The organism is Paenibacillus sp. 01L418 (assembly GCF_056400045.1).
Map to the genome: position 1 here is coordinate 1 of NZ_JBFTSN010000411.1, position 5702 is coordinate 5702.

Here is a 5702-nt window from a genome sequence, read left to right on the forward strand (position 1 = left end):
CCGCGGAGATCATAAATAGTAGCAATAACCAATGCCAAATCGATGAGAGGTGTTGCAATCAAAAATATAGCGCCTAGTTTTTTTAAACGGAAAATATAGMGGCATAATAAGCCGATAAGTACAAATAACCAAAATCCTATCTCGCAGCCGATAATAAAAGCGGTAATCATGTGAAGATCTACTCCTTCTGTTAAAATAGGTACATGCATTCAAAAGAATGAACTGAATCGTTAATTAGGGAAGGGTATGAACAAATTATGAAAAAAATACTTGTTGTTGGAAGCATAAATATGGATATCGTTAGTCAGGTCGTAAAATTCCCGCTCCCGGGTGAAACAATCTCCAGTGCAGCCACCTCGTTTTTTCCGGGCGGCAAAGGGGCAAATCAAGCGGTTGCAGCGGCTCGCGCAGGTGCGGAATGTGTGATGATCGGCGCAGTTGGCGAGGATCCTTTTGCTCAGACATTGATTACATCATTACAAGATAATGGAATTTCCACTAGTCAAGTATTACGCAAGCAAGGAACATCAGGTTTCGCTATTATTACTGTGAATGGTGAAGGCGAAAACCATATTGTTTTATCTGAGGGTGCGAATGGTCAACTGTCAGACAAAGATGCAGCAGCGGGTTATGGAGAGTGGTCGGATATTTATGCCGTGCTGCTTCAAAATGAAATACCGTGGGTGACGACGTTATCCGTCATGAATAGTGCTAGCAGCAGCGGCAGTAAAGTATTTTATAACCCTGCCCCGGCAAGGGCTATTCCTGAGCATGTTTTTCCGCTTATTGATACTCTTATTATAAATGAAACCGAGGCGGCTGTTGTTACGGGCTTAACGGTAAACGATGCTTCCTCAGCTCAAGCGGCTGCAGAAGTAGTCATGGGCAAAGGAACAAAAAACGTCATTATAACATTAGGGGAGAAAGGCTGTTTCTATCAAAATAAGCAAGGTGACACAGCTACGATTCCTGCGTTCAAAGTAAAACCTGTTGATACGACGGCAGCGGGCGATACTTTCTTCGGTGCATTCGCGGCTGCAAGCGCCGATGGCTGCCAGGCTGAGCAGGCTTTAATCTTTGCAGCAGCAGCAGCGGCACTAGCCGTTACGAAGGAAGGTGCCCAAGCATCAATCCCCACTAAAGCAGAAATTGAAGCTTTTCTTCAAAGCGAACAGAAAAATTAAAAATAGGCTTGCTAAAACTAATGGTATTAGTTTRTTATAAAACTAATATCATTAGTTTTTGTTGAGGAGGCCATTTGAAATGAGAATGACACGCGAGAAAACGGTTGTACAGCTGACCTATTTACCTAAGGTATTTCCAGTAAATTGTTACTTGGTAGAGGAGGCGGAAGGATTGACGTTAGTGGATGCCGCACTTCCAAACAACGTCAATGCCATTCTGAGGGCAGCGGAACAGCTTGGCAAGCCGATTACCCGTATTGTTTTGACTCATGCTCATGCGGACCACATTGGTTCGCTCGACGGGCTGAAAGAAAGGCTTCCAAATGCACAGGTGTTTATATCCAAGAGAGATGCAAGACTGCTTAGCGGTGATCATACGTTAGATCCTAATGAGAGCAGCTTGCCCATACGTGGCGGTTTGCCTAAAAACGTTCGAACAAAACCTGATGTTTTGCTGGTGGATGGTGATCGCGTAGGCTCTTTGCTTGCGGTAGCTGCACCGGGACACACGCCTGGTTCAATGGCATTTCTAGATACGAGGAATGACATTCTCATCGTAGGAGATGCTTTTCAAACTAGAGCAGGCGTTGCAGTATCTGGACAGATAAAGCTGCTGTTTCCCTTTCCTGCAATGGCTACTTGGGATAAACAAACGAGCTTGGAGACGGCTCGAAGGTTAAGAGATTTGAAACCATCGTTGCTCGCTGCTGGCCATGGCAACATGGTGCTGCAGCCTAAACGTTTATTGGATAAGGCGATTGCCACAGCGGAACGTTCTTTGGTTAAATAAATAGGAGAGGGGGGGATTCTATGTCACCTAGAAGAGGGCTTGATTTGGCGACTATCGTAGAGGAAGCAGCTGCCATAGCAGATGAGCTAGGCATCGAAGAGGTTACGCTGGCGACGCTTGCCAAGAAGCTTGGAGTGCGTTCTCCTTCATTATATAACCATGTGGATGGATTAAACGCTTTGCGCATACAGCTGGCTATCTACGGTTTACAGAAGCTGCTTGCAGCGATAAATGAATCGTTACAAAATAAAGAAGGCGATGAAGCAGTTCATGCTATTGCTTCTGCCTACATTTCTTTTGCTAGAAAACATCCAGGCGTGTATGAGCTGACGCTGCGCTCGCCAGATGCGGATGAAGCAGAATATGCAGCTATTGGAGAGCAGCTTGTGGATTTGCTCGTTAAGACGCTAAGCTATTATGAGCTTGGGTATGAGAAGGCCATTCACAGTGTACGGGGATTGCGCAGCTTGCTGCACGGATTCGCTTCGATTGAACAAAAGGGTGGATTTGGCATGCCGCAGGCTATCGACGAAAGCTTAAAAATTGTCATCCAAACGTATTTGAACGGTCTCCGTGTTAAATCATGATAGAAAAGAAGCAGGAGCCAGAGATGCTTAATGGAGTGGCTTGGCTCCCGCTTCGATATTAAATTAAGGTTTGTTAGCTTTCCAAATATATTTGTATTCTTTTACGCCTAGTTTTCCATTGATTTGATTCTCTTCAACTTTGGCGTCGAAATCCTTGCTTAATAAAGGATCAGTATAGTCAGGATTCCCGGGAATGCCTGTGAGAAACTTAGCAAATTCATTTGTGTCTGGAAAATAGAAAACAGCTTGATCAAACTCTTCAATTTGAATATTTATAAATCCATTATGATGTAATCTTTCTTTGACCAATTCGAGAGCGCCTGAGTGTATACCAAATATTGTACCTCCCGAGCTTAGTATTCTGCTATGATTCAAAATGGACGTTGGTCCGCGCCTATCGTAAATAAAATCAAATTGCCCGTCGGTGAATGGCAAATCGGTTTTTGTAGTCGCGTAAATAAATGATATATTATGAGCTTGGCTCTCATCTCGCATGGAGTTGGCAATCTTAATCATTTCAATTGAATTATCAAATCCAACAATCGACTTAGCATGACGTGACATCTTTAGTGTAAAATCGCCGTGTCCGCAACCCGCATCAAGAACCGTATCAAATGCAGGCAGCATTTCAACTAATCTTTCTTCAAATAATTGCTCAGCTGAAATGCCTTCGATCGTAAATACCGCATTGCTTCGATATCCGCCATTTTTTCGTGCAATTCGATCGTACCATTCTATCCCCATCCGTTTATCCTCCTAGACTACTCGAATATGTTCTCACTGGCTTACTCCTTAGGTACATAGAAGCGATATGATAGCAGGCTCAATAGCGATGGGCTCTATCGTCGATTCGAATCTTTCTTGAACAAATCCGTCGCGATTAATTAAAAACTTGGAAAAATTCCACTTGATCCCGTCCCCAGCAAATATTTCTGGGTATTTCTCCTGCAGGAAATGCTGCATCCATTGTCCGCTCGCAGTCTCTGTGTCAAAGCCTTGGAACGGAGCTTGCTGCGTCAGATATTGAAACAATGGAAGAGCTGATGCTCCTCTCACATTCGTTTTCTCAAATAGCGGGAACGTAACTTTGTAGTTGACCTCRCAAAATTGCTTCACTTCCGAATTGCTGCCTGGCTCTTTCTCGTTGAATTGGTTGCAAGGAAAAGCGAGAATTTCGAATCCTTGTTCCTGATATTTTTCGTATAACACCTGCAGATCATTGAATTGACGTGAATAACTGCATTTGCTTGCCGTGTTGACGATCAAGATAACTTTTCCACGGTAGGATGACAGCTTTACTGTTTCTCCGAAAATGGAGAGCGCTTGAAAATCATAAATCGACATGTGGTTAACCTCCCCTGTGTTACTGATTTATTTTTTCCTCAATAACTGCGTAATATGGAAACCATTTGTATGATTCAATCTATCATATAGCCAAATATTCTATTGGTCTAATATATAAAGGAAATAAGCGTTATAGGCAAATGCAATAAATAGTCGATGCCATTAGCAAAAATTATAAAGTTAATTTATTTTGCAGGAAAGAAAAATCCACATCCTCGTGAGGTTGTGGATTAGAAATCAACTTAATTTTTTGATTATAACAGAAGCATTTACATTTGTTTGAGTGCCACCGGTCAGAGTTTGCAGCGTAACGGCAGCAGTTGAACTATGATTTCGCAGTGTGAGAATACTTCCAGCCGCTAGAGCCATAATAGACTGCCCATTATTTTGCTGAGTACCAGCTCCTGAACCATATATGGATCCTGTAACTAGCGTACCATTTGAAAATAAGGCGAATTGATTCGGTTCTACTCCCGGCACTGAATAAGTAACTTCATAATTTCCAGTGGTGGAAACGGTAATCTGACTGGTTCCAGGGGAATGCGTAATGCCGGGTGTGAAAATAACACTTGTATCAAAAGTAATATCTGCCTCCACAGGAACCGTTTGAGCGCTGATATTATAAATATATCCCGAACCTATTGGGGGAGAGATAGGGTAAATGATCGGCATTCATATTCAACTCCTTATTTATGATTAGAAGCTATGTAAGGAATTAATAACCTCTAATGAAAAACAATACCGACAATAAAAAAAGAAGTATTGTCGGCACCAAGTCAACAAACTAGGTTAGTTTACAACAAATTCGATTACAATTGGAGTCAAAGGATCGAGTGTATCACCGTCTGGTATGGTAATAGCAGTAGTCGTAACCGTTGATGTGTCTGCAGTTTGAATCTGTGCATTAATATAAAGATTGTAGTAAGCGGGAGCAGTTGGAAATGCTGTTGCAGCTGTACCGGTGTCATTCGTAGTTGCTGTTGCAAGAATATTATACGCAGCACCGACTCCAGTTCCGTCCCCTGCTGTGGCACTAAATCTTCTGGCAGCCATGAATGGTTTTGTGATTGGCATGTATATCACCTCTCTTCTCTCTACTAACTTATGCTAGTATTCGAAAAAGGGAAGGTTTGAATCGCGGAGTTTAATAGATTGAACTAAGGAACAACGATAGCCGAGAATGTAACGGTTTCGAGAATTACTGGTGTACCCGAATAAATAGTTTGATTATCGAGACTAATGTTCAAATTATTTTCATTAATGATATACAAACTGCCTGCTTGCAGTATCCCATTGATATAAAGATTGTTATAGCTATTTGGACCATTGCCTACAAAAGCAGTTATGAAAGCTCCCTCATCGTTTGTAAAATCATCGGCTGGAATCGTGAATTGGGATTCGGCATCTGAGGTCATCTTATAAAAAAATCTTTGGGCAGCTGGTAAAATGAGAATAGAAGGGACGATAATAGATCCCGATTCGCCTTGGGGCCCTTGAGGACCTTGTGGTCCTTGAAGACCTTGAGGTCCCTGAGGTCCTTGAGCACCTTGAAGTCCTTGAAGACCTTGAAGACCTTGAAGACCTTGAAGACCTTGTGTACCTTGATGTCCTGAAGACCCCTGAGAACCTTGCGGACCTCGAAATCCTTGGGAGCCATGTTGACAGGCAGCATGAGGCCGCCTTTTCTTGAAATTAATGATCTTTTTGTGCTTTTTCTTTCTTTTCATTGGGCAAATACGAATTATTTTCTTCTTTGTCGCTAGTGAGTTTCCCAAGTTAAATCATACCTCCCTAATT

Annotated in this window: 8 protein-coding genes; 3 read left to right on the forward strand and 5 right to left on the reverse strand. The window is 42.4% G+C overall.

The features are described from left to right. Positions 1-257 precede the first annotated feature (257 nt). The 3 genes from rbsK (at position 258) to AC1DSE_RS29045 (ending at position 2561) form a co-directional block, all read left to right on the forward strand. Positions 258-1184 carry a ribokinase gene (gene rbsK / locus AC1DSE_RS29035; RefSeq protein ID WP_477509074.1) on the forward strand — a complete coding sequence of 309 codons (927 nt, stop codon included), beginning with the start codon at positions 258-260 and terminating at the stop codon, positions 1182-1184. 79 nt (positions 1185-1263) lie between these two features. Further along, on the forward strand, positions 1264-1974 hold the full coding sequence (locus tag AC1DSE_RS29040; RefSeq protein ID WP_441908367.1) for an MBL fold metallo-hydrolase: 711 nt from the start codon (positions 1264-1266) through the stop codon (positions 1972-1974). A 20-nt stretch (positions 1975-1994) separates the two neighbouring features. After that, positions 1995-2561, forward strand: a complete 567-nt coding sequence (locus AC1DSE_RS29045; protein WP_477509073.1) for a TetR/AcrR family transcriptional regulator — start codon at positions 1995-1997, stop codon at positions 2559-2561. A gap of 63 nt (positions 2562-2624) precedes the next feature. Here the strand turns inward: AC1DSE_RS29045 and AC1DSE_RS29050 are convergent, their stop codons facing one another. The 5 genes from AC1DSE_RS29050 to AC1DSE_RS29070 all read right to left on the reverse strand — a co-directional run bounded on the left by AC1DSE_RS29050 (position 2625) and on the right by AC1DSE_RS29070 (position 5680). Further along, positions 2625-3305, reverse strand: a complete 681-nt coding sequence (locus AC1DSE_RS29050) for a class I SAM-dependent methyltransferase (protein ID WP_477509072.1) — start codon at positions 3303-3305, stop codon at positions 2625-2627. Between the two features lie 48 nt (positions 3306-3353). Beyond that, a complete protein-coding gene (locus AC1DSE_RS29055) occupies positions 3354-3905 on the reverse strand; it encodes a glutathione peroxidase (protein WP_477509071.1) in 552 nt (183 codons plus the stop codon). Between the two features lie 237 nt (positions 3906-4142). Continuing rightward, the gene (locus AC1DSE_RS29060; RefSeq protein WP_477509070.1) at positions 4143-4577 is read right to left on the reverse strand and encodes a BclA C-terminal domain-containing protein; all 435 of its coding nucleotides are present in this window, start codon (positions 4575-4577) and stop codon (positions 4143-4145) included. Between the two features lie 117 nt (positions 4578-4694). Next, positions 4695-4979, reverse strand: a complete 285-nt coding sequence (locus tag AC1DSE_RS29065) for a DUF4183 domain-containing protein (RefSeq protein ID WP_076267468.1) — start codon at positions 4977-4979, stop codon at positions 4695-4697. Positions 4980-5062: 83 nt separating this feature from the next. After that, positions 5063-5680 carry a DUF4183 domain-containing protein gene (locus AC1DSE_RS29070; RefSeq protein WP_477509069.1) on the reverse strand — a complete coding sequence of 206 codons (618 nt, stop codon included), beginning with the start codon at positions 5678-5680 and terminating at the stop codon, positions 5063-5065. Positions 5681-5702: the final 22 nt, after the last annotated feature.